Annotated in this window: 23 protein-coding genes; 9 read left to right on the top strand and 14 right to left on the bottom strand. The window is 58.3% G+C overall.

Annotated features, from left to right (window positions below):
• Positions 1 to 102: 102 nt before the first annotated feature.
• Both ACR0D7_RS08970 and ACR0D7_RS08965 read left to right on the top strand, forming a co-directional pair.
• Positions 103 to 561, top strand: a complete 459-nt coding sequence (locus tag ACR0D7_RS08970; RefSeq protein WP_170384838.1) for an NUDIX hydrolase — start codon at positions 103 to 105, stop codon at positions 559 to 561.
• 92 nt (positions 562 to 653) lie between these two features.
• The gene (locus tag ACR0D7_RS08965; RefSeq protein WP_480678724.1) at positions 654 to 2132 is read left to right on the top strand and encodes an inorganic phosphate transporter; all 1479 of its coding nucleotides are present in this window, start codon (positions 654 to 656) and stop codon (positions 2130 to 2132) included.
• 7 nt (positions 2133 to 2139) lie between these two features.
• On the opposite strand, the gene ACR0D7_RS08960 is transcribed toward ACR0D7_RS08965, so the two are convergent.
• From ACR0D7_RS08960 to ACR0D7_RS08950, 3 genes are all read right to left on the bottom strand, one after another.
• The gene (locus ACR0D7_RS08960; protein ID WP_480678723.1) at positions 2140 to 3114 is read right to left on the bottom strand and encodes a 2-dehydropantoate 2-reductase; all 975 of its coding nucleotides are present in this window, start codon (positions 3112 to 3114) and stop codon (positions 2140 to 2142) included.
• A gap of 66 nt (positions 3115 to 3180) precedes the next feature.
• Complete coding sequence (locus ACR0D7_RS08955; protein WP_480678722.1) at positions 3181 to 4143, bottom strand: pirin family protein; 963 nt, start codon at positions 4141 to 4143, stop codon at positions 3181 to 3183.
• Between the two features lie 130 nt (positions 4144 to 4273).
• Positions 4274 to 5107 carry a phytanoyl-CoA dioxygenase family protein gene (locus ACR0D7_RS08950; RefSeq protein WP_480678721.1) on the bottom strand — a complete coding sequence of 278 codons (834 nt, stop codon included), beginning with the start codon at positions 5105 to 5107 and terminating at the stop codon, positions 4274 to 4276.
• A 149-nt stretch (positions 5108 to 5256) separates the two neighbouring features.
• Here ACR0D7_RS08950 and ACR0D7_RS08945 point away from each other — a divergent pair, with 149 nt between their 5' ends.
• Together ACR0D7_RS08945 and ACR0D7_RS08940 are read left to right on the top strand one after the other, a co-directional pair.
• A complete protein-coding gene (locus tag ACR0D7_RS08945; protein ID WP_480678720.1) occupies positions 5257 to 5736 on the top strand; it encodes a twin-arginine translocation pathway signal in 480 nt (159 codons plus the stop codon).
• A gap of 33 nt (positions 5737 to 5769) precedes the next feature.
• On the top strand, positions 5770 to 6336 hold the full coding sequence (locus ACR0D7_RS08940) for a ferric reductase-like transmembrane domain-containing protein (protein WP_480678719.1): 567 nt from the start codon (positions 5770 to 5772) through the stop codon (positions 6334 to 6336).
• Between the two features lie 28 nt (positions 6337 to 6364).
• Here the strand turns inward: ACR0D7_RS08940 and ACR0D7_RS08935 are convergent, their stop codons facing one another.
• The 4 genes from ACR0D7_RS08935 to ACR0D7_RS08920 all read right to left on the bottom strand — a co-directional run bounded on the left by ACR0D7_RS08935 (position 6365) and on the right by ACR0D7_RS08920 (position 10120).
• The gene (locus ACR0D7_RS08935; protein WP_480678718.1) at positions 6365 to 6709 is read right to left on the bottom strand and encodes a 5-carboxymethyl-2-hydroxymuconate Delta-isomerase; all 345 of its coding nucleotides are present in this window, start codon (positions 6707 to 6709) and stop codon (positions 6365 to 6367) included.
• A 56-nt stretch (positions 6710 to 6765) separates the two neighbouring features.
• Positions 6766 to 7692, bottom strand: coding sequence for an ornithine carbamoyltransferase (gene argF / locus ACR0D7_RS08930; RefSeq protein WP_480678717.1), 927 nt, complete (start codon positions 7690 to 7692; stop codon positions 6766 to 6768).
• A gap of 67 nt (positions 7693 to 7759) precedes the next feature.
• Positions 7760 to 8947, bottom strand: coding sequence for an acetylornithine transaminase (locus tag ACR0D7_RS08925; RefSeq protein ID WP_480678716.1), 1188 nt, complete (start codon positions 8945 to 8947; stop codon positions 7760 to 7762).
• 369 nt (positions 8948 to 9316) lie between these two features.
• Positions 9317 to 10120 (bottom strand): ABC transporter permease, encoded by an 804-nt coding sequence (locus ACR0D7_RS08920; protein WP_480678715.1) that lies wholly within the window; start codon positions 10118 to 10120, stop codon positions 9317 to 9319.
• Positions 10121 to 10246: 126 nt separating this feature from the next.
• On the opposite strand from ACR0D7_RS08920, the gene ACR0D7_RS08915 reads away from it, so the two are divergent.
• On the top strand, positions 10247 to 10822 hold the full coding sequence (locus tag ACR0D7_RS08915; protein WP_480678714.1) for a GcrA family cell cycle regulator: 576 nt from the start codon (positions 10247 to 10249) through the stop codon (positions 10820 to 10822).
• A 446-nt stretch (positions 10823 to 11268) separates the two neighbouring features.
• On the opposite strand, the gene ACR0D7_RS08910 is transcribed toward ACR0D7_RS08915, so the two are convergent.
• Together ACR0D7_RS08910 and ACR0D7_RS08905 are read right to left on the bottom strand one after the other, a co-directional pair.
• Positions 11269 to 12345 carry a DUF2235 domain-containing protein gene (locus tag ACR0D7_RS08910; protein ID WP_480678713.1) on the bottom strand — a complete coding sequence of 359 codons (1077 nt, stop codon included), beginning with the start codon at positions 12343 to 12345 and terminating at the stop codon, positions 11269 to 11271.
• Complete coding sequence (locus ACR0D7_RS08905; protein WP_480678712.1) at positions 12323 to 14614, bottom strand: xanthine dehydrogenase family protein molybdopterin-binding subunit; 2292 nt, start codon at positions 14612 to 14614, stop codon at positions 12323 to 12325. Before ACR0D7_RS08905 ends, ACR0D7_RS08910 begins: the two co-directional genes overlap by 23 nt.
• A 138-nt stretch (positions 14615 to 14752) precedes the next feature.
• Here ACR0D7_RS08905 and ACR0D7_RS08900 point away from each other — a divergent pair, with 138 nt between their 5' ends.
• From ACR0D7_RS08900 to ACR0D7_RS08890, 3 genes are all read left to right on the top strand, one after another.
• Entirely contained in the window at positions 14753 to 17908 is a 3156-nt protein-coding gene (locus ACR0D7_RS08900) for a valine--tRNA ligase (RefSeq protein ID WP_480678711.1), read from the top strand.
• A 110-nt stretch (positions 17909 to 18018) separates the two neighbouring features.
• A complete protein-coding gene (locus ACR0D7_RS08895) occupies positions 18019 to 19209 on the top strand; it encodes a benzoate/H(+) symporter BenE family transporter (RefSeq protein WP_480678710.1) in 1191 nt (396 codons plus the stop codon).
• A gap of 39 nt (positions 19210 to 19248) precedes the next feature.
• Positions 19249 to 19581 carry a DnaJ family domain-containing protein gene (locus ACR0D7_RS08890; RefSeq protein ID WP_480678709.1) on the top strand — a complete coding sequence of 111 codons (333 nt, stop codon included), beginning with the start codon at positions 19249 to 19251 and terminating at the stop codon, positions 19579 to 19581.
• On the opposite strand, the gene ACR0D7_RS08885 is transcribed toward ACR0D7_RS08890, so the two are convergent.
• Positions 19582 to 20364, bottom strand: coding sequence for a crotonase/enoyl-CoA hydratase family protein (locus ACR0D7_RS08885; RefSeq protein ID WP_480678708.1), 783 nt, complete (start codon positions 20362 to 20364; stop codon positions 19582 to 19584).
• 133 nt (positions 20365 to 20497) lie between these two features.
• Between ACR0D7_RS08885 and ACR0D7_RS08880 the strand changes: the two genes are divergently transcribed.
• A complete protein-coding gene (locus ACR0D7_RS08880; RefSeq protein ID WP_480678707.1) occupies positions 20498 to 21604 on the top strand; it encodes a pyridoxal phosphate-dependent aminotransferase in 1107 nt (368 codons plus the stop codon).
• 35 nt (positions 21605 to 21639) lie between these two features.
• Here the strand turns inward: ACR0D7_RS08880 and ACR0D7_RS08875 are convergent, their stop codons facing one another.
• Genes ACR0D7_RS08875 through zwf form a run of 4 tightly spaced genes read right to left on the bottom strand, consistent with a single transcriptional unit; the run spans position 21640 to position 26770 of the window.
• Positions 21640 to 22830: a pyridoxal-phosphate-dependent aminotransferase family protein gene (locus ACR0D7_RS08875; RefSeq protein ID WP_480678706.1), complete on the bottom strand. Its 1191-nt coding sequence runs from the start codon at positions 22828 to 22830 to the stop codon at positions 21640 to 21642.
• Positions 22831 to 22880: 50 nt separating this feature from the next.
• On the bottom strand, positions 22881 to 23513 hold the full coding sequence (locus ACR0D7_RS08870; RefSeq protein WP_480678705.1) for a bifunctional 4-hydroxy-2-oxoglutarate aldolase/2-dehydro-3-deoxy-phosphogluconate aldolase: 633 nt from the start codon (positions 23511 to 23513) through the stop codon (positions 22881 to 22883).
• 3 nt (positions 23514 to 23516) lie between these two features.
• Positions 23517 to 25322 (bottom strand): phosphogluconate dehydratase, encoded by a 1806-nt coding sequence (gene edd, locus ACR0D7_RS08865; RefSeq protein WP_480678704.1) that lies wholly within the window; start codon positions 25320 to 25322, stop codon positions 23517 to 23519.
• Between the two features lie 2 nt (positions 25323 to 25324).
• Positions 25325 to 26770, bottom strand: coding sequence for a glucose-6-phosphate dehydrogenase (zwf, locus tag ACR0D7_RS08860; protein ID WP_480678703.1), 1446 nt, complete (start codon positions 26768 to 26770; stop codon positions 25325 to 25327).
• Between the last annotated feature and the right edge of the window lie 94 nt (positions 26771 to 26864).

The following is a 26864-nucleotide window of genomic DNA, read 5'->3' as shown; positions in this document are numbered from 1 at the left end:
TTCGCAACAAAGTTGCATCTATTTTAAGCATTATTGAAACCACCTTGCTTCACTGCTATGTCACGGCAGTTTCAGACACGAAAAGTAAAGAACCAATCGACGATGTCGGCATGGCTGCGAAAAATCTGGGAAGAGGTCGCACGACCCATTTTCCTGCGCCCTCGGCGGGTGCAGTTCGCAGCGCTGTGCACGCGTGCCACCCTAGAGGGACCAGAGGTCCTGCTGATCACCAGCCGCGACACGGGGCGTTGGATCATTCCCAAAGGCTGGCCGATTGAAGGTAAGGACGGGGCAGAGACCGCGTTGCAGGAAGCCTGGGAAGAGGCCGGCGTACGCGCGCCTAGCCCCGCCAAGGAACCGGTCGGACATTTCACCTACGATAAAATCATGAAAGACGGCTCGGCCCAACCGGTGCTGACCAGTGTTTATCGAGTCGAAGTTCGAGAGCTTGCGGACGATTTCCCAGAAGCGGGTAAACGCAAACGGGTCTGGGTATCTCCCGCAACAGCGGCGGAGCGTGTCAACGAGCCGGAACTGAGCGATTTGCTGCTGCAAATGTAACAAATTCGCAAAAAATTGATGACAATGCGGTTGTCCAGAAGGCCGAAACCGTCTAGCGCCCTGCGTCAATCCCAAAGCCTCTTGAGCAAACCATGTCAAACATGACCACAAAGAACCGCTGGCAGGCGCTGGACAGCGATCTGAAACGCATCTCGCGCGTTGAAAATGCCAATGCCCACGTTGCACGTCCGATGCTGGCCCCCGGTATCGCGCTGGCCTTTATTGCGCTGGCTGGATTGTCATCAGCTTTGTTCTTTGGGCAAGCAGATGGTGGCCTGATCGTCGTCGCTGCGGCGGTTTTCGGGGCCTATATGGCCATCAATATCGGTGCCAATGACGTAGCGAACAACATGGGACCCGCCGTGGGCGCCAACGCGTTGACCATGGGCGGTGCCATTGTGATCGCCGCCATAGCCGAAAGCGCCGGGGCTTTGCTGGCCGGTGGGGATGTCGTTTCCACAATTTCCAAAGGGATCATCGACCCTGCCTCGGTTCAGGACAACAACGTCTTCATCTGGGCGATGATGGCTGCTCTGATCTCATCGGCGATGTGGGTCAATCTTGCAACCTGGGTGGGTGCCCCGGTATCCACCACACATTCCGTGGTAGGCGGTGTGATGGGTGCGGGCATTGCAGCAGCGGGTCTGAGTGCCGTAAGTTGGGGCACCATGAGTGCGATTGCCGCCAGCTGGGTGATCTCGCCGGTTCTGGGTGGTCTGATTGCCGCCGGTTTTCTGGCGCTGATAAAAAACAAAATTCAGTATCAGGACGACAAAATCGCAGCTGCCCGTCGCTGGGTTCCGATCCTCGTTGCTGTGATGATGGCGGCTTTTGCCACCTATCTGTCCGTCAAAGGCCTGAAACGGATCGTAAAAATCGAACTTGAAACGGCGCTTTTGATCGGTTTTGCCTCGGGTCTTCTGGTCTGGTCCGTGACGGTGCCTTGGGTACGGCGCAAGTCGGAAGGAATGGAAAACCGCACTAAATCCGTGAAAGCCCTGTTCGGTCTGCCGCTTGTCATCTCGGCCACCTTCCTCAGCTTCGCACACGGCGCCAATGACGTCGCGAACGCCGTGGGTCCTCTGGCCGCGATCGTACACGCAGCAGAGTTCGGCGATTTTGCTGCGAAGGTGTCGATCCCAAGCTGGGTCATGGTGATCGGAGCTTTTGGCATTTCCTTCGGCCTGTTCCTGTTTGGCCCAAAACTGATCCGTATGGTCGGCAGCCAGATTACCAAGCTGAACCCAATACGCGCCTTTTGCGTCGCTTTGTCGGCAGCCATCACTGTCATCGTAGCCAGCTGGCTGGGCTTGCCGGTCAGTTCGACGCATATCGCCGTGGGGGCCGTATTCGGGGTTGGGTTCTATCGGGAATGGCACTCTGACCGCCGCTGGAAAAAATCGAACCGGCAGCGCCCGGTTGAACAACGACTCGCCCGCGAAGAGCATCAGCGCCGCAAGTTGGTACGTCGCTCGCATTTCATGACCATCGTGGCGGCGTGGATTGTCACCGTTCCCGCAGCTGCGGTCATGTCGGCAACGATTTTCGTTTTCCTGACAGCCTTCGTCTGAGCTGACACTAGGGCATAATCTGTTCAGGCAGCAGCTTATCTGCGGGTGCCAGCTCGATCAGAGATCGCACTTGACCGCAAATCGGGGTTTGCACACCGGTTTGCGCGCCAAGTCGGATAATCTCTCCCTGCAGATCGTCTATTTCCGTTGGACGACCCGCCATCAGATCATAAGCCATCGAGGTTCGCGCGCTGGGGTCGATGGTCAACATACGTGCGGCGATGCGAATAAAAATCGGTGTCGGGAGGCGCAGGATATGCGGCGTCATCCACGCAGGCAACGGCGTGGTCGATGCCACTGGATGGCCCGCTGCCTTGAGAACAGCCAACGCCTCGGCCATCTGATCAGCCATCAGGCAACGCCACTTGCGATCCAGAAGTTGCTCTTTCAACGTCAAACCTGACAAGGCGTTCAAGGCGTTGTTGAGATTGATCACCAGCTTACCCCACTGCACAGCATCGATATCGCCGCTTTCGATGACTGGCAGAAGAGGACAACTGAGCTTTTCGCCCAAAGAGCCGGGTCCATATTGAATGACGATCTCACCCGACGTGGCCCGATGAAAGCTGGCCGGTTCGGTGGGAACAACATTGAACGGCACCATTCCCGCGCGCACGTCATAGCCCGGTAGAACCGAACGCAAAATCCGCGCATTGCCCATGCCGTTCTGCCACGACAGAACCGGGGTTGAGGCTGGTGTGAATTGCGCAATTTCAGTGGCTATCTTGGCAGTTGCCCCAGCCTTGACTGTCACGATCACTATCTCGGCGCCACTCAGACACTTTGCATACTCGGTCAGGGTCAAATCCCGCGCCTCGACGCGGCGGCGCATGCCCGAATAATCAGTGACTGTCAGGCCCTTATCTCGGATTGGGTCCAGTATACGTGCGCGGCCCAACAGCGTGACGTCATGCCCTGCATCAGCCAGCAAACTGCCGCAATAACACCCAATACTACCTGCGCCCGCAATCACGATCTTCATTGTACGCCTCTCCGACACAAAGGATCGCCGTGATCAGGAACGCGGGCAAGGCCCCCTTACGCGTGGTCAGCGCGCAAGTCGCGGTTTGGTACGCTCCAACTCCTCCGAGATCGGGATGAATTCCTGATCGTCCCCAGGTGGAAGGTGAAATGCGCCATTTGCCCAGTCAGCGGTTTTCCATTCACGTGTTGCGGTCTCGATCTTTTCTTTTGACGAGGAAACAAAGTTCCACCAGATATACCGATCCTCATTCAGCGTCGCGCCACCCAACAGCATCAACCGCGCACCAAGTGGCCCAGCCTTGACCGACAAGTGATCGCCGGGGCGGAACACCATCATCCGACCTTCTTCGAACGTATCGCCTGCCACCTCAACAGAGCCCTGAGTGACGTAGACGCCCCGATCTTCATGATCATCCGGTAGCGGGAAGGACGCACCGGGATCCAGTTGCACATCAAGATAGAAGGTTTCCGACAACATCGTGACCGGGCTGGTTTCTCCATAAGCCGACCCAAGGATCAGGCGGGCGCTGACCCCGTGATCCTGAATATGCGGCAACGCACCTTGCTTGTGATGCTCGAAATTCGGCGCCATATCCTCATGCGCTTCGGGCAGCGCGATCCAGGTCTGGATGCCGAACAAGCTGTGTTTCTTGCCGCGCGTCTCGTCGCTGGTGCGCTCAGAGTGGGTGACACCTCGGCCGGCGACCATCCAGTTGATCTCGCCGGGATAAATCATCTGGTGGGTGCCCAGACTGTCGCGATGTTCAAATTCTCCCTGATAAAGATAGGTCACAGTTCCAAGGCCGATATGCGGATGAGGGCGAACATCAATGCCGCCGTCGGTGATGAACTCGGCCGGACCCATCTGATCAAAGAAGATGAACGGCCCGACCAGTTGACGTTTTACCGAGGGCAATGCCCGCCGCACCTCAAACCCGCCCAAATCGCGTGCACGGGGGATAATCAATGTCTCCAAAGACGCATTCTCGGACAGACATTCGGGGCTGTGGGTGGGATTCCAACTCATTGCTGCGCTCCTGCGATCAAGGCGATTAGGTTCACCAATGCAGGATATAGGGCGTTTTACACCATTGGTATGCGCAATTTCACACAGATAAAGTGCAGATCAACGTAGATGTCACGCTCTACACGTTGCCCTACCGCGGCCAGAGTTGAGGGAAGAACGGCCCATCGATCCGGTCTCCTTCGTGGTAACCGGCCGCTTCGAACTGCGCGCGTTCGTCCTTTGCCCAATCGCCGCGATAGCGGATGACCCCGTCCGGGGCCGTCATCCGCAGCGTGAACCGGCGTACTGTCTCCGACGGCGTGACCGAGGACAGACCTCCGTGCAACGTTCGCATGTCGAAAAAGATGCAGTCCCCAAGCCCCATATCCCATTGCAACAGGTCGTAAGCACCGGGGTCGGCATTGACATCAGGGGGTGGGTGATAGGTTAGCCCCGCAACCTCGGTCGGTTCATAGCTGGGGTGCCCGTCGGCAAACCGAACTCGCATGAACAGCTTGTCCCAAAGGTGCGAACCTTTAACGAAAGCGATACCGCTTTCCTTGGTCACGGGCTCCAACGGCAGCCATAGAACGCACATCGTTCCCTCGAAATCAAAATAGGACAGGTCCTGATGAAACGGCGGGCGCGAGGTCGAACCCGCCTCTCGTAAGAACCAATTGTCCATGACAAGGTTGATCGAGGGTGCATCCAGAAGCTGCGCGGCAAGGGACGCACACGGGGAATTGTGGACGAATTCCCTGAACTGAGGAATCTTGTTCCAGGCCCAATAGTCCTCAAAATAGGCGGGCGCCCGCAAATCCTTGGTATGGCGGGTAAAATTGGCAGTCGGCTTCGCAAGGTCGGCGTCGATACCCGCCCGTAACAACTCGAGCCAATGGTTCGAAAACTTTGACCTCAGTACAACCGCGCCGTCACGCCGGAACGCTTCGATTTCGTCTGGCGTAATGCTGTCGGTCGGCGTCATATAACTGGCCTTTCGCTCAAGTGCATCCTGCGATCAGGATTGCAGCCGACAGCCTTGTGGTCAAAGGAATTCACATTTCGCAACGGCCCCTCGGAATGAAAGGCAATCGTGCTATTCTTCTAGAACAGTTGAAATCTTACGAGGTTTGCATGACTGGTTCATCGTTTACTCGCCGTTCACTTATCGCTGGCGGAGGCGCAGTTATCGTCACTGGCCTGCTGCTGCCTGCACGTGCTGCAGGGTTGGCGCCAACCCCTTCCATGCGCGGCGGATCTAACAATTACCGCCCCGGCGCGCCTATCGTTGAACGGATTGGCGGCGGTGGGTTCTGGATGACCGGCACGGTAAGGCGCGCGGGCGATGGCGCGCCCCTTCCCGGTCAGCGCATACAGATTTGGGCGCACACCACCGAAGGTCACGAACGCGACCCCCAGAGCCACGGCGCGACTCTAACCGATGCGAACGGTGAATTTCGACTGGAGATGCCTCAGATCGTGCCCGCCTTCGGCCAACCACATGGCCATCTGGCCTATGACAGCGGGGAATTCGAAACTGTCTTTCTGCGACCGATCATGGCGAGTTCCAAGGACAAGACCCTCGCTGCGCATTTCGTTTTGCAGCCTTCCTGACGGGTGTTAAAGCGCGTTGCGATCTGGGCGACATTGGCAGCCACACTTCTGGTACCGGTCATAGCAGCGGTTTTCAGCCCGTATCTGGCGTGGCGTGAGCCGATTTACATCCTCGCCGGTTTTGCAGGCATCATCGGGATGTGCCTTCTTCTGATACAACCCTTGTTGGCTGGGCGTTGGTTGCCCGGGCTCTCTGCGGTCAACAACCGCCATTGGCACAGACGGTGTGGTTTGGCCCTTGTCGCAAGCATTTTGATCCATGTGATCGGCTTGTGGATCACAAGCCCGCCTGATGTGATAGACGCATTACTCTTCGTGTCTGCAACACCTTTTTCGACATGGGGGGTCATCGCCATGTGGGCGGGATTTGCGGCAGCGGCGTTGGGGGTTTCGCGGCGGCACCTTAGCTTGCGGTTTCGGGTCTGGCGCTTGGGTCATGCAGTGCTGGCCATAGTGACCATTCTGGGCAGCGTCGTTCACGCGCTGCAGATCGAGGGAACAATGGAGACCATGACCAAGTTCGCCCAGTGTGCTTTGGTGGTTTTGGTGACCGTGGGAACGCTCGCCCGATTGCGGGTTTGGAAGGTGCATCGGCGTTAGACGCCCGATGCACCCTTCAGGGTCCGCGTCAACCTGATAGACGTTTGGCATAGGTTGTGCGGGTAATTTCAACATCCTGCACGGTAATGCTGCCGACCTCGGGCATGATCTTGGACAGAACGTCCAGAATAATCGCGTTGAGCTCGGTGCGTGTCGCCTCACTCCGGCCCTGCATCAGCAAGAGCGTGGCATGGATGAATGTCTGCGGTTCGGTCCCGATGCGAGAAAACGAAACCGGGGTAGCGCGAATTTTGAGCGTTGGCAGCTCAAACTCTTCATGCCCGGCAAGAACTTTATAAAGCTGTTCGCAGATGGCTTGAAAATCGTGAGACTGTTCAAGACCTGCAGAAAATTCAAGGGTGACGTGCGGCATGGGAGACTCCGAGCTTTTAGAGAGCCATGTGGCTCTCTCGGTATTTTCAGTGTTTCTCAGACGCCCAGGCACCACCGCATCACTGCCTTTTGGGCATGCAGCCGGTTTTCAGCCTCGTCAAAAATCACCGAGTTCGGACCATCCATCACTTCGGATGTCGCCTCTTCCTCGCGATGCGCAGGCAGGCAGTGCATGAACAGAGTGTCCGCTTTGGCATGAGACATCAGCTCGGCATTCACCTGATAGGGCCGAAGCAGGTTGTGGCGACGTTCCTTGGCGGATTGGGAATCGTGCATTGAAACCCAGGTGTCAGCGACCACAAGATCAGCACCTTCGACCGCTTTGAAGGGATCACGCTCAACCACGATCTTCGAGCCCTTCTGGCGGGCAAAACCCATAAACTCTTCCTCGGGATCGAACTGCGCCGGTCCAGTGAAGGTCAGGTCGAACCCAAACTGGCCCGCCGCATGCAGGAAAGACGCGCAGACATTGTTGCCGTCGCCAGTCCAGACAACCTTTTTGCCTTTGATCGGCCCGCGATGTTCCTCGAAGGTCAGGACATCGGCCATGATCTGGCAGGGATGGGTGCGGTCGGTCAGGCCGTTGATCACCGGCACGTCGGAATATTCGGCCATCTCGGTCAGGATGGTTTCGTCGAATGTCCGGATCATGATCATGTCGACATAGCGCGACAGCACACGGGCGGTGTCGGCGATGGTTTCGCCGTGCCCCAACTGCATGTCCTTGCCCGACAGCACCATGGTCTGGCCACCCATCTGACGCACGCCCACATCAAAAGACACACGCGTCCGGGTCGATGGCTTTTCAAAGATCAATGCCACCATTCGGTCTTTGAGTGGCTGGTCATCATCCAGAGCAGCCTTGGGACGTCCAAGACGGGCCTGTTTCATCGCACCGGCTTGGTCGATCATGGTCCGCAGATCGACTGCGTCGGTTTTGTGGATATCAAGGAAATGGTTCATATCGTTTCGCTTTTGGCTGTCGGTCGCCGGGGGCGCTGCCCCCGGAGTATTTGGGAAAAGATGAAGATTAGGCGGATTCGAGGCTGGCCTCGACCTGTAACGCGGCCTTGTCGAGGCGGATCATTGCCTGGGCAATATCATCCTCGGTCAATGTCAGGGGCGGTAGCAGGCGGATCACGTTATCAGCTGCTGGGACGGTGATGACCTCGTTGTCATAGCCCGCGTTGACCACATCGGTATTGGTCGCCGTGCATTTCAGGCCCAGCATCAGGCCTGTGCCGCGCACTTCTTCGAACACTTCAGGATGATCGGCAATCAGGCCCTCAAGCTTTTGGCGCAACAACCCTGCCTTGCGGTTGACGCCTTCGAGGAATGCAGGCGTGGCAACCTGATCAATCACGGCACATCCTACTGCGCAACCCAGTGGGTTGCCTCCGTATGTCGAGCCATGCGTGCCCGCAGTCATGCCAGAGGCCGCGTCTTCGGTGGCCAGCACCGCACCCAGAGGGAAACCACCGCCGATGCCTTTTGCGACCATCATGATATCGGGCGCGATACCCGCCCATTCATGGGCAAACAGTTTGCCTGTCCGACCGACTCCGCATTGCACTTCGTCCAGAATCAACAACAGGCCATGTTCGTCGCAGATTTGACGCAATGCCTTCATTTCAGCGTCCGGCACGGGGCGGATACCCCCCTCGCCCTGCACAGGCTCGATCATGATTGCAGCAGTTTTATCAGTAATAGCGTTGGTGACACCGTCCAGATCACCGAAGGTGACATGCACGAAACCTGGCAGCAAAGGACCGAATCCCTTGGTCATCTTTTCGGATCCCGCTGCGGCTATGCCGGCAGAGGACCGTCCGTGGAACGAACCATCAAAGGTGATGATCTCGACCCGCTCGGGCTGCTCTTTGTCATAGAAATACTTGCGGGCCATTTTAACGGCCAGTTCGCAAGATTCCGTGCCGGAGTTTGTGAAAAACACGGTGTCGGCAAAGGTGTGTTCCACCAGCTTATCAGCCAGCGCCTGCTGCTGTGGGATATGGTACAGGTTGGAAACATGCCACAGCGCGTGGGCCTGCTCGGTCAGCGCATTAACCAGTGCAGGGTGCGCATGGCCCAACGCATTCACCGCGATCCCGGCGCCGAGGTCCAGAAAACGTCGGCCATCCGCCTCGGTCAGCCAGGCGCCTTCACCCTTCACGAATGTAAGGGGCGCGCGATTATAGGTCGGCAGAACGGACGGGATCATCGGATCATCCTTTTCAGATAAGTTAAGCCCTGTGAGTGATACACATGGCCCATGTTCGTCAACAGATTTGGTGGAGTTTGCGCGGATTTACAGCGCGCAATAGATCAAACAGGCCGGCTATGCGGTAAACCGTCGACGTCGGAGGCGCAGGATATGTGCGTGTTTGATCATGCGAGGGCGTATAGCGACACGCGTCGCCTCTGAAAACCCTGAAATTTACATATTGAGTTTACCGCTCTGAAAAGCAAAACCTACCGCTGACCGTTTGCGGTGCATTTACACATGGCTTTGGCCATGGCACCCATGCGGTAGAAATCCACCCTTGCCGGTTATACTGACAAGCGTGTCGTTTCTCGTCCGACACCCGCGTCAGGCTTTAAGCCGATATCCCGTCCGCAACATCTGCCAAGTCACCGCACCCACGACCAGCGTTGCCCCCGCGCAGACCGCCATGCCCAACCACGGCGAACTGTCTGACACGCCAATCATACCAAAGCGCAGCCCGTCGATCAGATAGAACACCGGGTTTACATGGCTGAGGCGGTTGAGAATAGGCGGAAGCGATTCGACCGAGTAGAAGGTACCCGAAAGGAAGGCCAGCGGTGTAACGATGAAATTGGTGATCGCCGCCATCTGGTCGAACTTGTTTGCGAATATCCCGGCCAGCAGACCCAATACTCCCATGAAAGCGCCACCCAGAACGATGAAAATTAGCGCAATCAGGGGGTTCTGAGGCACCAGCCCCAACACCAACGCCAGGGCAATGGCAACAACACAGGCAATCATGGCGCCACGTATGATGCCCCCAGCCAAATAACCCAGCAGGATCTCTAACGGCGATAGCGGCGGCATCAGCGTATCGACGATGTTGCCCTGCACCTTCGCGATCACCATCGAGGATGACGTGTTGGCAAAGGCATTCTGGATTACGGTCATCATCATGATTCCCGGCGCCAGGAAAGTCAGGAACGGCACCCCCATCACGTCTGACCGGCTTGGCCCGATAGCGATATTGAAGATCAGCAGAAACAGCCCGGCTGTGACCAGCGGTGCCAATAATGTCTGGGTCCAAACCGCCAGAAAGCGCAGGGTTTCACGCTGTGCCAGCGTGTAAAGGCCCATCCAGTTTACCGCTCCGAAACGGTGTTCGTTCTGCTCAAGGGGAATCTGCATCGTCTGACCTCAACCTGATTCGAAGATAGCTTGTAACTCGGGGCGCAGTGATTAGAATAGGGGGCTGAGACGAATTCCCAAGGCGGCCCGAATCCGGGGCCGCTTTCCGCTTTTGAAAGGCAAATGATGTCCTGGACTGACGAGCGCGTAGAACTGCTGAAGAAAATGTGGGGCGAGGGCCAGTCGGCCAGCCAGATCGCCAAGGAACTGGGCGGCGTGACCCGCAATGCTGTGATCGGCAAAGTACACCGTCTGGGCCTGTCGAACCGCGCAACTGGCGGTTCTACGGCCAAAACCGAACCGAAAGAAAAGCCGGCCCCAGCACCCAAGGCCGAGGCCAAGCCGAAGCCCGCGCCCAAGACGGAACCGGCCCGTCCGGCCCCAGCCCCTGCGGCCGAGGCGAAACCTGCCGTACCAGCCCGCCGCCAGATCATCCCGGCCGGTCAACCACTGCCGCCACAGCCGTCGGCCAATGAGATCAGCCCCGAAGCGTTGGCCAAGGTTAACGAAGTCGAAAAGAAGGCCAAGAAGCTGACGCTGATGGAACTGACCGAGAAAACCTGCAAATGGCCCGTGGGCGACCCCGCAACCGAGGATTTCTGGTTCTGCGGCCTGCCTGTTGAAGCCGGTAAACCTTATTGCGAGGCCCATGTTGGCGTGGCATTCCAGCCGATGAGCTCGCGCCGCGACCGGCGGCGGTAAAACTTTACGCCAGGATCCGACCGCGATGGAGGATACCTGGTTAACCACGGCAAAACGCCTGTTAGTGCTGGCAGAAACTGGCCAGCACTCCACCAAAGACACCTTTGACTGCAAACGCTAGGAAGAGATACCCGGGTAGCCCATGCAATGTTGGCTGATCTGGGTCATGTGCCCTTGTCACGGATTGGGAGAGACTTCGGATCACGCACGCGGGTATGCCACGCCTACATCCCTATCCGGTGGACACGCGAGATTTCTCTAAACTTTTCCTTCTGCGCGACAACGTTGGCACCCACTCCTTACAACCGGGTACCGAGACCAATGAAACTGCTTTTTCAAGCCAAATGCGCTGCCCGATCTGTCCGCTACACAAAATTTACAGACAGACACATCAAGCGCATTTCGCGCCCATTCTGACCGTCTGCCTCAGACACTGATTGATAGACCTATTCTGCCGGGTGTGACGGCAAATCTGGCATCGGCACCCAGCCCGGCAAATCATCGACAGAAACAGAAGCGTGCAGGTGTTCTGATTGGTCTCCTCCGACCTTTCGATGCTTGCGCAGCAGGAAAATCTTGCCCCATCCACGCCAGGTTCCAACCGAGGGCGCAGAGGTTGAGGTGGGGAAACGATCGCGCCAGCCTTCGGGCAGCGGCAAGCCGTGCAACTCGGCCTTATCTAGCATCCAGATCAGAGAGATATTGCTAAGTGGGCGGGCATCTTCGAAACCGTTCAACTGCCCACCGACATCCCCGTGGGTGCCGCGAAACCAGACCTGTTGGACGTGGCCTTTAAACTCGGGTGAACACGTCCACAAAACCGGTTCATACACTTCGCGGGTCTCATCCAGCGCCATGGCGTGATAACCGTGGCGCGTCACAGGGCCAAGCTGGTGGTTGTGGAAGGCGTGCTTATCCTCGGCCCAGCGCCACAGCAGGGGTAGTCGCAGACCCAGAGCTTTGACGGTATCCCAGACGCCGATCATCTCGATGGCGATCTCTTCATGGCAAAACTGACGACGAAAGTCATGGGCCGCCGAGCCGTTGGGATTGCACTCGTAGTGACGATAAGCCTGTTTGATGTTGCGCTCGGTGGCATGTTCGGCCTTGAGCAAACCGATCATGTCGATCACCCCGGCAAGGCTACGCACTCCGTAAGCGCCGCGAGAATAGCCGACGAAGAAGATTTGGTCGCCGGGTTTGTAACGCGACGCAAGATAGCCATAAGCGCGACGGATTTGCCGGTTGATCCCCCGCCCCATCATCACATCCAGAGAGGATTTCCAACTTTCCCATTGCACCCCGGCCTCGTAAAAAACCGAAACATTGCCGCCCATCTCACGGCACAGGCGATAGGTCTGGCCCGCATGTGTTTCATAGCCCGGTTCCAGCGTCGACATGGTGCCGTCAAGGATAATGACATGGCTGACGGGCTCGCGGTGCAGCGTCTCGGCCGAGTGTTCGGACCGCAAAGGCCGTCCGAGCCATCCCAGTACCTTTCTAGTCAGCCGCGACAGAACCATGCGTCAGCAACTCCCATACTCTGTGGGGTGTGAAAGGCATATCCGCCTGCCGCACCCCGTGATCCCAAAGCGCGTCCTGAACCGCGTTTGCCACAGCGGCCAGCGCGCCGACGGTACCGGCCTCTCCGCAGCCCTTCATTCCCAAAGGGTTAGTGGTTGACGGAACCGGCGCCGAGGTAAACTTAATCATGGGTATCTCAACCGACCGAGGCAAGGCATAGTCCATCAACGAAGCCGTGAGCAGTTGCCCCTGCGCATCATGCACAACGTGCTCACTCAACGCTTGACCGATACCTTGTGCGACACCGCCATGTACCTGCCCCTCGGCCAGCATCGGATTGATAAGATTACCGAAATCATCCACCACCGTATAACGGTCGACCCAAGTTTCGCCGGTGTAAGAATCGGTAACGATTTCGGCAACATGCGCGCCGTTTGGGAAGCTGCGCGCCTCAAGCGTGATGTGTGCCTCGTGCTGCAAAAGATCTGTTCGACCGTCGGCGCGGGCCATCTCAGCCGCCTCGATCAGAGTCGGTGTCAGGTTCGAACCGGGCGCACGGAATGTTTCGTGATCAAAACTCACGTCAGCTTCCTCCACCCCCATTTTACCGGCCAGATAAGGCGTGAATGCGGCGATCATGACGTCGATTGTGGCCAATGTGGCCGTGCTTTGCAGCGTGACCGACCGCGAACCGCCGGTGCCGCCTCCACTGGGTAGCTGATCGCTGTCACCCTGAATAACAGTAATCTGATCCATAGGAACGCCGATCTGACCCGATAGGAACTGGGTATAGGCTGTCTCATGCCCCTGCCCGTTTGATTGTGTCCCCACATAGAGGTTCACAGTGCCATCTTCACAAAGCTCAATCTTTGCGTTTTCGGAAGGGTCGCCCAGAATACTTTCGATATAGTAACAAAGTCCCTGCCCGCGGATCAGACCGCGCTTGGCGTCTGCGGCCTTACGATCAGCAAAGCCCTGCACCTGCTCGCCTGCACGGGTTAGGACCATGTCAAATTCGCCAACGTCATAGGTTTCACCTGTCGCGGTTTTATAGGGGAAAGCCTTGGGCTGGATGAAGTTCTTGCGCCGCAGCTCCCACGGGTCGACGTCCAGTTCACGCGCTGCTCTGTCCATGATGCGTTCAAGCACGTAAATCGCCTCGGGCCGCCCCGCTCCGCGATAGGCGTCAACCTGAGTGGTGTTGGTATAAAAACCCTCGACGCGCAGATATGTGGTCTGCACGTCATAAGCGCCCATCAACACCTTACTGAACAGATCAGTTTGGATGGCCTGCCCGAAATGGCTATTGTAGGCGCCCAAATTTACCTTGCTGTGCACACGATACGCGGTGATCCTGTGATCGGCGTCAAAAGCCATTTCCGCGAATGAGGTCAGATCGCGGCCGTGATGGTCGGACAACATCGCCTCGGACCGGTCCGACATCCAGTGGACGGGTTGACCCAGCCTCATCGCGGCCACGGCGACACAGAAATACTCGGGGTACGGCATCACCTTCATTCCAAAACCACCGCCCACGTCCGGAGTGGTGACACGGATGGCTTCTGCCTCCATCTTTAACTTTTGCGCCAACTGCCCGCGCATGGCCCAGACACCCTGCCCGCTATACGCAAAGTGCAAGCGCCCGTCGGACCAACTGGCCTGACAACCCCGGGGTTCGATCGACGCAATAATCGCCCGGTTGTCGGCGACGTTCAGCTCGACCGTATGCACAGCGTCCTGAAATGCGGCCTCGGACGCGGCCTCGTCGCCCATGCCCCAGTCAAATGCTCGGTTATCGGGGGCTTCTTCATGTAGCGTTTCACCGCCTGCGTCCAAATCCAGCTTGGCGGGCAGGTCGTCGGTCTCCATCCAGATCAGTTCAACGGCATCACGCGCCTGAGCCTGCGTTTCAGCGACCACGACAGCCACAGGTTCGCCAACAAAACGCACGCGATCCTTGGCCAGCATATGCCGATCAGGCGCGGCGGCTTTCGAACCATCACGGTTCGTTACTGTTGTCGCGTTCAATACAGTGTCGATACCGGTCGCGCTCAGATCACCAAACGCCATGACCAGCCGCACCCCATCAGCCTCGCGCGCAGCGTCCAGATCCAGCGTAGTAATCTTACCGTGCGCCACCGGGCTTCGGAAAAACGCCGCGAACAGGGCATCACCGGGCAATTCATCGTCGATATACTGCCCCTGCCCTGTCAGAAACCGCTGATCCTCGATCCGTTTGACAGGCTGGCTTTTGCCGAACTTATCCATGGGCTGATCCTTTGGGCTGTGTCAGGGCCGAGCTTAGGCTGTACAGGTTCCATGTCCAGTGCGCGCAGACCCTTCCCCTTCCTGCACGCATTCGCTATTGCAGGCGCTGACCCGAGATTGATGACGCAGGACGCACCCATGGCGATGGAAAAGACATTCAACGCGGCCGAGGCCGAGGCCCGCATATACGAGGCCTGGGAACAGGCCGGAGCCTTCAAGGCAGGCGCAAACAAATCGCGCGACGAAAGCTTTACCATCATGATCCCGCCGCCCAACGTGACGGGCGCGCTGCACGTGGGCCACGCGTTCAACAATACCCTTCAGGATATTCTGATCCGCTGGCACCGCATGCGTGGTTTCGACACGCTGTGGCAGCCCGGTCAGGACCACGCGGGTATCGCAACGCAGATGCAGGTGGAAAAGATGCTGGCCGCCACCCAACAACCCGGTCGGCGCGAGCTGGGGCGTGAGGCGTTTCTGGACAAGGTCTGGGAATGGAAAGGCGAATACGGCGGCACAATCATCGAACAGCTGAAACGTCTGGGTTCCTCCTGCGACTGGTCACGTAACGCCTTTACGATGGCCGGCGCACCGCGCGATCCGCGCACGGGGCATGAGAACTCGGCAAATTTCCACGACGCGGTGATCAAGGTTTTCGTCGACATGTACGAAAAGGGCCTGATCTATCGAGGCAAGCGACTGGTCAATTGGGATCCACATTTCGAAACGGCAATCTCGGATCTTGAGGTCGAGAATATCGAAGTCGCCGGTCACATGTGGCACTTCAAGTACCCGTTGGCGGGCGGTGAGACATATGAGTATTTGGAAAAAGATGAAGATGGGAATGTGATCTTCCGTGAGGAGCGGGATTACATTTCAATCGCCACCACGCGACCTGAAACCATGCTGGGTGACGGCGCGGTCGCGGTTCATCCATCAGATGAGCGGTACGCGCCAATTGTTGGGAAACTTTGCGAAATCCCGGTTGGCCCGAAGGAGCATCGGCGACAGATTCCGATTATTGTGGACGATTACCCTGATCCCGACTTCGGCTCGGGTGCGGTGAAGATCACCGGTGCGCATGACTTCAACGACAACATGGTCGCCAAGCGCGGCGGCATTCCGATGTACCGCTTGATGGATACCAAAGGCGCGATGCGGGCCGATGGCGCGCCCTATGCCGACGAGGCAAGCAAAGCGCAGGAATATGCACGTGGGCGCGCATTCACTGAGAACGAGATCGACGCGATCAATCTGGTACCCGATCACTTACGCGGGCTCGACCGGTTCGAGGCGCGCGCGAGAGTGGTGGAAGAGATCACTGCAGACGGTCTGGCCGTTATGACACGCGCCGACAATCCGGCTCTGGGCACCAAACTGGGCGAAGATGACGACCCGGCAGCGCTGGTGCCGCTAGTCGAAAGCAAACCGATCATGCAGCCCTTTGGCGACCGATCGAAAGTTGTTATTGAGCCGATGTTCACCGACCAGTGGTTCGTCGACGCCGCCAAGGTCGTCGGACCCGCGCTGGATGCGGTCAAGGACGGCACGGTCAAGATCATTCCCGAGTCGGGCGAGAAGACCTATTACCACTGGCTGGAAAACATCGAGCCCTGGTGCATCTCGCGCCAATTGTGGTGGGGGCATCAGATTCCGGTTTGGTATGGCCTGGACTTGTCCGCCGAGGACTTTATCGACGATGAGAATGACGGTGACCTCGACCTGGTCGAGTTGGGCCGCTTGCTGAATGAAGGCGGTATGCTGCACCGTGGCAATGTCATGGAATGCGCATCCAGCCTTGAGGCTGTTACCGAGAAATTCTTGGACGACAACGCCAACATTCCCAGCCCGCTGAGCCACGCGACCGTTATTGAAGTTGCCGACAAGCAGGAAGCGATCCATCAGTTCGCTGAAAGCCTTGCCCAGTATGCGCTTAATCAAGACCCAACCAAGCTGGTTTATCCGGTCTGGCGCGACCCCGACGTGCTCGACACCTGGTTCTCGTCTGGTCTCTGGCCTATCGGCACGCTTGGCTGGCCCGAGAAGACCGAGGAGCTGGAGCGCTACTTCCCCACGGACGTTCTAATTACCGGCTTCGACATCTTGTTCTTCTGGGTCGCCCGGATGATGATGATGCAACTGGCTGTGGTTGATCAGATTCCATTCCACACCGTCTACCTGCATCAACTCGTCCGCGACGAGAAGGGCAAGAAGATGTCCAAGACCACCGGCAACGTTATCGACCCGCTGGACATTGTGGATGAATTCGGCGCCGACGCACTGCGCTTTACCAACGCCTCGATGGCGGCGATTGGCGGTGTCCTGAAGCTGTCCAAAGAGCGTATCACCGGATATCGAAACTTTGGTACAAAGCTGTGGAACGCCGTCCGCTTTGCTGAGATGAACGAGGTCTTCACCGACGCGGTTCCGCAACTGGACGTGGCCGACCTGAAACCCAAAGCCGCCGTCAACCGCTGGATCATCGGCGAAACCGCCCGCGTTCGAGAAGAGGTCGACGCGGCGCTGGAAGGCTATCGCTTCAACGATGCGGCCAACGGGCTTTACGCCTTTGTCTGGGGCAAGGTCTGCGATTGGTACGTCGAACTGTCGAAACCGCTGCTGCAGGGCGATGATGCCGAAGCACAGGCCGAAACCCGCGCGACCATGCGCTGGGTTCTGGATCAGTGCATGGTCCTGCTGCACCCGATCATGCCCTTCATCACCGAAGAGCTGTGGGGGCTGACCGGCAACCGCGCCAAGATGGTTGTTCACGCCGATTGGCCGAGCTACTCCGCCGCTGATCTGGTGAATGCTGATGCCGATCGTGAGATGAACTGGGTGATCTCCGTGATCGAAAACACCCGCTCAGCCCGTGCTCAGATGCGCGTTCCGGCCGGTCTCTATGTGCCGATGCTGGTGACCAAAATCGACGCCAACGGCCAAGCCGCATGGGACCGCAACGAGGCGCTGATCAAACGTCTGGCGCGGATCGACAGCCTGACCAAAGCGGATGAGTTGCCCAAGGGCACCATCTCGATCGCCGCCCCCGGCGCGTCCTTTGGTCTGCCGTTGGCCGACATCATCGACATCGGCGCTGAAAAGGAACGGTTGGAAAAAGCCAAAAGCAAACTGGCCAAAGAACTGGGTGGCCTGCGCGGGCGCCTGAACAACCCCAAATTCGTTGCCTCGGCCCCGGAAGAGGTTGTCGAAGAGGCAAAAGCCAATCTCGCAGCCCGCGAAGAAGAAGAGGCGAAACTCGACGAAGCGCTCGCTCGGTTGGACGAGATCGCCTGATCTTCATCTTTTCCCAAATACTCAAAATCCTAACCCCGCCGCGCATCCAACGGCGGGGTTTTCTTTTGCGCCCAAAACACTTGTCCATTCATGCAAACCCTTGTTAGCAAGTGCGGGTGGTAAGCCCCGAGGTCCAAATGGCGCGTGCATTCCCCCCGATCCAGACTGTCTTGACCGGGTTGGTCGTAGCCATTGTCGGGTTCTTCAGTTCTTTCCCCATTGTCTTGCAGGGTCTGGCGGCCATGGGCGCGTCACCAGCCGAATCTGCCTCGGGCCTGATGTCGGCAGCAATTGCTATGGGGATCACGGCCATCGGCCTAAGCTTTTGGTATCGCCAACCGATCAGCGTTGCCTGGTCCACACCTGGCGTCGCCCTCTTGGCCGCCTCTGCAATGCCCGCAGCAGGCTTTGCTGAGGCGACAGGCGCGTTCCTGTGTGCGGGTGCGCTGACTGTTTTGGCCGGGCTTTGGCGTCCGTTGGGAAGGCTGGCTGCGGCCATCCCGACAACCTTGGCACAGGCGATGCTGGGTGGGGTTTTGTTGCCCTTGTGCATTGTCCCGTTCAAGGCCGCAGTTGACCTGCCATGGCAAGCCTTGCCTGTCATCCTGACATGGTTCATCGCAGGACGGATCAATCGCCTGTTCGCTGTTCCCACCGCCGTGGTAGCGGCAGCCATTGTCGTGGTGCTGAATGCGGGCGAGGCATCGGTTACACCTTCCCATCTGGTCGCCGCGCCAGTTTGGATGATGCCAAGCTTTTCACTTGCGTCCATCATCGGGATCAGCATCCCGTTGTTCATTGTCACCATGGCCACGCAAAACATTCCTGGCATCGCTGTAATGCGCAGCTTTGGATATACACCTGCCCCCGGCAGGATGTTTTCCTGGGTCGGGGCAGCCAGCATTTTGTCAGCCCCATTCGGTGCGCCCGCCACCTGTCTCGCAGCGATCACCGCCGCAATGTGTTCCAACGAGGACAGCCACCCGGATCCGGCCCAACGATATTGGTCAGCCGCAATGGCCGGAGTGTTCTATTGTCTGTTCGGCATTTTCGCCGTGGCCATCACCGGGTTTGCCGTACATGCCGACCCGTTGCTAATGGGCACACTCACCGGGATCGCACTAATTGGAGTGTTGGCCAACGCCACCCATGCCGCGCTTGAGGTGCCCGCCGAACGGGAAGCCGCTATTCTGACCTTTGCTATCACGGCCTCTGGTATCTCCGTTTTTGGTCTGGGCGCCGCGGTTTGGGGCCTGCTGATCGGTGGCATTGCTTATCTGGTTACAAACCGAACACGTTAGAAACTTTCAACGCAGGAAAGGCTGGGGTACTCTTTCGTCATGTTTGGATCGCTTGGAAAACTGATTGAACGCCAGATCAAAAAGGCGCAGGCCGAGGGCCAATTGCAGGATTTGGAGGGCCAAGGACACCCCCTGCCCGACCGTTCCAGCGAAGCACAATGCGATCCCGCCATCACAGTCGGCCATCGGATCATGGCGCAGGCAGGCGTACTTCCTGAAGAGTTCGAAATCAAAAAAGCACTTGATGCAGCCAGAAGTACCTTCGCAGGATTAACCGATCCTGATGAACGCAAGGCAGTCATGGCCAAAATCGCCGATCTTGAGATGCGGTATAACATGGCGCGTGATGCACGCCGGGCCTTCATGCGATAATTATTTAAATTCTGGTTTGCGGCCCTGCATCTGCGCCATGACAACCTCCATCTGATCCGGCTTGCCGATCAGATCAACCTGTTCGGCAGATTCAGCAAGCAAAACCTCGGCGCGGGTTTTGGTCTCGGCCACTTCGATCAGGCGTTTTGCCGCGCGGATGGCCGAGGGGCTTTTGCCCGCAATATCTTCGGCCAGCGCCAATGCCTCGGTCAGTGGATCATCCGAGATTTTCGTGACCAGCCCCCAATCGGCGGCTTGTTGGGCGCCAATGGGACGGGCCGTATAAGTCAACAAGCGCAGAACGTCCGAACGCACCAATTGCGGCAATAGCACCATACCGCCCATGTCGGGAACGATGCCCCACTTCATCTCCATCACGGCAAGCTTTGCCTCGGGATGGGCGATGCGAATATCCGCGCCCAGCGCGATCTGCAACCCGCCGCCATAGGCCACGCCTTGAATGGCACAGATCACCGGAACAGGCACGCGCCGCCAGATCAGCGCGAGTTCCTGCATTTCGTTGGCGTCTTCATTGCTGCGGGTCATAAGCCATTCGGTCGGGTCTATATGGGCCATCTTGGCAAAGCTCGCCATATCAAGCCCGGCGCAAAAGCTTTTGCCTTCACCCGATAGGACAACGGCCCGTACATCCGAGGCGGCCACCTCTTGCCCAGCGGACAGCAGCGCGTTGATCATCGCATCATCCAGCGCGTTCATCTTGTCACCGCGCGTCAGCGTGACATGGGCGATGTGATCTTTGTATTTGACGGATACGCGTGTCATGCGGGCCTCCCGGTTTCGCTTGTTCCAACCATGCCCGGAAGGGCCATCAACTTCCACCTCAACGTCGGGGCAGGCGTGGCCGATCCTACACCACATGGTTGCCTGATGCGCATTCATGGGTTTATCTCGCTGCATGACTGACCCACGTTATACTCCCCTTGCGCTGTCGCTCCCCGCAACCGTCCCCTTTGTTGGTCCGGAAACACAGGAGCGTCAGCGCGGCGCGCCATTTGTCGCCCGATTAGGTGCAAATGAGAGCATCTTTGGCCCTTCTCCCCGCGCCATTCAGGCCATGACCGCAACGGATATCTGGATGTATGGCGACCCCGAGAACCACGACCTGCGACATGCACTGGCTGAGCATCACGGGGTGAGACCGGAAAACATCGTGGTCGGCGAAGGCATTGACGGCCTGCTGGGGTATCTCGTCCGACTTTTGGTTGGGTCTGGCGATGCAGTCGTGACCTCGGACGGGGCCTATCCGACGTTCAACTACCACGTGGCTGGGTTCGGGGGTACGTTACACAAGGTGCCCTACCGAGAGGACCGTGAGGACCCGGATGCATTATTTGCAAAGGCCGCCGAGGTTGATGCCAAGCTTGTCTATCTTGCCAACCCTGATAACCCGATGGGCAGTTGGCACAGAGGTTCAGACATCGTGGCAGCAATGGAGGCTTTGCCCGCAGGATGCTTACTGGTGCTGGATGAAGCTTATGTGGAATGCGCCCCCAAAGAAACGGCGGCCCCAATCGCCGCAGATGACCCACGCGTGATCCGGATGCGCACGTTCTCCAAGGTATACGGAATGGCCGGAGCCCGCGTAGGCTATGCGATTGGTGCACCGGGGCTGATCGCTGCCTTCAACAAAGTACGCAACCATTTCGGCATGAACCGGGCGGCACAGGCAGGCGCGTTGGCAGCGTTGCAAGATGGCGAATGGCTTTCGCAAGTTCAGGCCAAGATTGATACGGCCCGTGAGCGGATCGGTCAGATCGCGCGGGAAAATGGTCTTGAGCCATTGCCCTCGGCCGCAAACTTCGTGGCGATTGACTGCGGGCGGGATGATACTTTTGCCAAATCCGTTCTGGACGGGCTGTTGGCGCAAGGCATCTTTGTACGAATGCCATTTGCTGCACCTCAGAATCGCTGCATCCGCGTCAGCTGTGGCACGGCGGCTGATCTGGATGCCTTTGCCACCGCGCTGCCGAAAGCGCTGGCGGCAGCCGAGGGTTCAGCCTGACCCAGGAGCAAAGGCTGCTGGTGGTGTGGCGTCAGTTAGCCGGCCAAAGCAGCCGCTGCTGCCTCGAGTGCACCGCTACCGCGCGGGATGTTCAACGCGGCCATAGCGGTTTCCACGCCTCCTAACATCGCCATGACCATCTGACCGTTTACGTGGCCCATATGCCCCAGACGAAAACAGCCGTCCCAGTCCGCCATCCCCAACCCAATACCAAGTGTTAGGCCCAACTGAGTTTCGGTGAACTGACGCAGTCGTGTTCCCTGCCCGTCCTTCAACCGCAAGGCAGTCACTGCACGGCTCCGGTGGGTGCGCTCGGCGACGTTGAGTTCCAGCGCTCCACCCTCGGCCCATGTTTCACACGCCGTCCAGATGGCCTTGGCCAGATGTTCGTGACGGGCCCAGACCTGCTCGATCCCCTCAGCGTGGATCAAATCGAGCGCGGCGCGCAGGCCATAAAGGTGATGTGTCGGCGCCGTTCCATTGAAATACTGGTAGAACAACTGTGGCTTTACGCGCGGTTGCCAGTCCCAATAGTTCGAAACGCGGGGCATCTCGGCGCGTTTTGCCTGCGCTTTGTCATTGAAAAACACGAAGCCCATGCCCGCCGGGGTCATCAGCCCCTTCTGGCAGGCAGTGACCATAACGTCCACGCCCCAAGCATCCATTTCAAACCGGTCGCACCCCAACGAGGCGATGCAGTCGGCCATCAGCAGCGCCGGGTGGTTCAGATCGTCCAGCAAGGCCCGCAAGGCCGGGATGTTGTTACGGATTGAGGTCGAGGTGTCCACGTGAACCGCCAGAACGGCCCTTATTTCATGGTCATTATCGGCACGCAGGGCTTCGGCAATGCGATCCGTGTCCCAGGGCGCAGACATACCGAAATCAATCAGATCGACCTTGGCCCCAATCCCCTCAGCCATTTCGGCCCACCCGTGAGTAAACATGCCCGAGGCCGGAGCTAACACCCTTTCCCCCGGTGCGATCACGTTGGACAGAGCCGCCTCCCACGTGCCGTGGCCATTGGAGATGTAGATGGCCACATTGTGGTCCGTGCACGCCACGCGTTTCAGGTCGCGCGTTAGGGCGGGCATCATCTCGATCAGCTCGCCGTCATAAATATTGGGCGACGGGCGGTGCATGGCCTGCAACACCGCGTCGGGCATAACTGAAGGGCCGGGAATGGCCAGATACTCGCGCCCAGACACGAGAGAGATCGGCTTTGTCATGGGATCAACCTGTAAGAATCGATCCTACCCTAGCGCCACGCGAATAGGCGTCAATCCTTCAGTTTTGCAGCGTCGCGTGCCAGCGCTTCGATCCCTGCCCAATCACCATCAACAACCATCTGCTTGGGCGCAACCCAGCTTCCACCGGCACAGACCACGTTCGAAAGGCTGAGGTAATCGCGCGCATTTGAAGGTGAAACACCGCCGGTCGGGCAAAAGGTAATTTGCGGCAGAGGCGATCCGATCGCCTTGAGCGCAGGAGCACCGCCAGAAGCCTCAGCCGGGAAGAATTTCAGCATGTCATAGCCCTTCTCCAGCAAAGCCATCGCCTCGCTGGCCGTTGCGGCACCGGGCAGCAGAGGCAGCCCCTCGGCTTCGCAGGCAGCGATCAATGCGTCGGTCGCACCGGGCGATACACCAAACTGCGCGCCCGCGTCTTTAGCGGCGCGGACATCATCCGGCGTAACCAGAGTACCCGCCCCGACCACACCGCCGGGTATTTCAGCCATGGCGCGAATCACGTCCAGCGCTGCCGGAGTGCGCAGGGTGACCTCTAGTGCGGGCAGGCCACCGGCCACCAGAGCCTCGGCCAAAGGTCGGGCGTGTGCTGCATCGTCGACAACCAAGACCGGGACAATGGGGGCCAGACCGCAGATTTCACGGGTACGTTGGTTTTTGGGCATGAATTACGCTCCGAAAATGCTGGCGCCGGCGTCAGCGGATCCGACATTGGCGCGGATGGCGCCGAACAGATCCCGCCCGACCCCGTGTTGGTTGGCCGAGAGGTCGGCAGTGATAGGCGCCCGATCCAACACGCCTTCAGTGAGAATTTCCAGCTCACCTTTCACCGCATCGACGCGCAGCAGGTCTCCGTCCTGCAGATACGCAATGGCCCCGCCATCCAGCGCCTCGGGGCAGACATGGATCGCAGCAGGAACCTTGCCAGACGCACCGGACATGCGACCATCGGTAACCAACGCCACCTTCTGCCCCCTGCCCTGCAAGATCGACAGGATCGGGGTTAACGAGTGGAGTTCCGGCATGCCATTGGCTTTGGGACCCTGAAAACGAACTACGACGATAACATCATCGGTGAACTCGCCAGCCTTAAAGGCTGTTTTGACCTCGTCCTGATCGTGGAACACGCGAACGGGCGCCTCAACCACCTGATGCTCGGGAGCTACGGCTGAAACCTTCATGACGGCAGTACCCAGATTGCCGGTCAGGCGCGACAGGCCACCAGTGGGCTGGAACGGGTCTTTGGCCGGGCGCACGATCTTTTCGTTCAGGCTATGGCCTGCGCCCTCCTCCCAGATCAGTTCGCCATCTTTCAGCTTGGGTTCTTTGGTGTAGTTGTGCAGGCCATGCCCCGCCACGGTCAGAGTGTCAGGATGTAGAAGACCATCCTCAAGCAGGGTGCTGATGCAATAGCCTAAACCACCAGCCGCATGGAAATGGTTCACGTCGGCTAGGCCGTTCGGGTAGACCCGTGCAACCAGAGGAACCACGGCAGAAATGTCCGAGAAATCCTGCCAATCCAACACGATACCGCCTGCCCGCGCCATGGCGATCAGGTGGATCAGCAGGTTGGTCGAGCCACCCGTGGCCATCAGGCCAACAATCCCGTTCACAAAGGCACGCTCGTCCAGCACCTGATAAACTGGCGTGTAGCTGTTGCCCAGCGCACTGAGCGACAGAGCACGCCGCGCGCCTTCTTCGGTTAGGGCATCCCGCAACGGGGTGTTCGGGTTTACAAAACTGGAGCCCGGCAGATGCAAGCCCATGAACTCCATCAGCATCTGGTTGGTATTTGCCGTGCCATAGAATGTACAGGTTCCGGGGCCGTGATACGCGGCCATCTCAGCCGCCATGAGTTCTTCCCGGCCAACCTCGCCAGCGGCAAATCTTTGACGGACCTTGGCCTTTTCGTCGTTAGGTAAACCGCTGGTCATTGGCCCGGCGGGCAGAAACACCGCAGGCAAATGCCCGAAGGCCTGCGCACCGATCACAAGGCCCGGTACGATCTTGTCACAGACGCCCAGAAAAACAGCTGCATCATAGGTGTTGTGGCTCAGCGCCACGCCAGTCGCCAGAGCGATTACATCGCGCGAGAACAGGGAAAGCTCCATTCCGGCCTCACCCTGCGTGACGCCATCACACATGGCTGGCACGCCACCCGCAACCTGCGCAGTGCCGCCTGCGGCGCGGATCGCTTGACGGATCAGTTCCGGATAGCGTTCGAACGGCTGATGAGCCGAGAGCATATCGTTATAGGCCGTTACGATACCGAGGTTCCCAGCGGTACCAGTAACCATCGCTTGCTGATCCGTGCCCGCACCGGCGTAGGCGTGAGCCTGACCACTGCAGGACAAATGTGCACGGGCTGGTCCCTTGGAACGCGCCTGTTCCATCCGCTCTAGATGCGGGCCGCGCAAGTCGGCGCTGCGGTCGATGATCCGCTTTGTGACGTCGGTGATGACAGAGTGAACCATGATTAACCTCCGATCTGACGCCAACGACGGCCGTCGCGATGCATCAGCATCAATGCTTCTTCTGGGCCTGAACTGCCCTGATCATAGCGTGCAGGGCGGTCGCCGCGATTTTCCCAGCCCTGAATAATGGGATCGACCCAGGCCCATGCGGCCTCGGCTTCGTCCCCGCGCATGAACAGGGTCTGGTCGCCGCGAATGACGTCCATCACCAATCGTTCATAGGCGTCCGGCGCGCTGGCTTCAGCGCCCAGCGCATCAGCAAAGCTCATGTCCAGCGCCACATCGGACAGGCGGAACCCGCCCGGTCCGGGGTCCTTGATAGTGGTACGCAATGTGATGCCTTCATCGGGTTGCAGACGGATCACCAGCACGTTGCCATGCAGCGGTCCAACATTGGGGAAAATCGTATGCGGCGGATCACGGAAATATACGGCGATCTCAGATTCCCGTGCTCGCAGACGTTTACCGGTACGCAGATAGAACGGCACCCCAGCCCAGCGCCAGTTGCCCAAATGGACCTTCAGCGCAATGAAACTCTCGGTGCGACTGGCCGGGTTACCGACATGATCAACGTAACCGCCCGCGCCGTCTACGGCGCGATATTGTCCCCGCGCAATGTCTTTCGGGTCCACCGGCTCCAATGCTTCTATGACCTTGACCTTTTCGTCGCGTACCGCGTTCGGAGAGAACTTTGAGGGCGGCTCCATCGCCGTCAAGCACAACAGCTGCACAAGATGGTTCTGCACCATGTCCCGCATCGCACCGGACTGGTCGTAATACGCGCCGCGCCCCTCAACCCCAACAGTTTCGGCAACTGTAATCTGCACGTGGTCGACATGCGTGGAATTCCACAGCGGTTCGAACAGCGAGTTGGCAAAGCGCAGGGCCATCAGGTTTTGCACCGTCTCTTTGCCAAGGTAGTGGTCGATCCGGTAGATTTGATGCTCTTCGAAACACGCGCGCAATCCTTCGTTCAGCGCTTTGGCCGACGCCAGATCGTGACCAAAGGGCTTTTCCACAACGATACGGCTGTCTGGTGTGGCGATACCATGGTCATGCAACCGTTGTGCGATACCCGAAAACAGGTTGGGGCCAACCGATAGGTAGAAGGCGCGCACCACATCCGGACGCAGGGATTTGGCCAAATCAGTCCAGCCCGCCTCGCCCAGCGCGTCAACAGAAACATATTCAACCTGGCTTAAGAACTTATCCAGCACGTCCTTTTTGAATTTCGGCGCAAATTCCTTCATCGAAGCGCGGATCTGATTGCGAAACGCGTCGCTATCCATGTCCGAACGGGCCGTACCGATGATCCGGGCGTCCTCGGGCATCTGCCCCACTTCGAACCGGTGATAGAGGCCCGGCAGAATCTTACGCTGTGCCAGGTCGCCTGTCGCACCGAACAGCACCAAGTCAAACGGGTTAACCGGTATTACGCGTGAAACCATCCGTGGCTCCTCCAGTTCTCACCTGAGCCAACATAGCACCACAATTCCGCAGTGCCTGTGGTACAGGTCATGTTATCGCTAACATTTGCCGCTT

The sequence above is a fragment of the Ruegeria sp. BB7 genome (assembly GCF_056539365.1).
Note: the sequence above shows the minus strand (reverse complement) of the source record. Positions and strands in the feature narration are given on the sequence as shown.